Raw genomic sequence first — 256 nt, 5'->3', positions numbered from 1 at the left:
CCCCCCCCCCCCCCCCCCCCCCCCCCCCCCCCCCCCTCTTCCAAAAAGAAGCCGGCACCCCAGATGCAGCGTAGTCTCGTGGGCTCGGAGATGTGTATAAGAGACAGGGATATCGAGGTCGTGCGCCAGTTCCATGGCCGTACCCTGCACCTTTCCGCCAGTGAAGAGACGATTCACCGTGCGGTCCTGGCCCTTATCCACACCTGACGCTGCCCAAGACTCGTCGAGTGTAGATCTCGACGGTCATCGTATAATT

The 256-nt window shown here is 62.1% G+C and carries 1 pseudogene; it reads left to right on the top strand.

Going from position 1 to position 256, the window contains the following annotated elements:
* Positions 1-207: pseudogene (locus tag ACPYOJ_RS35885) on the top strand (hypothetical protein); the annotation flags it as partial.
* Between the last annotated feature and the right edge of the window lie 49 nt (positions 208-256).

The sequence above is a fragment of the Rhizobium sp. SVR5-9E genome (genome assembly GCF_056755095.1).
Note: the sequence above shows the minus strand (reverse complement) of the source record. Positions and strands in the feature narration are given on the sequence as shown.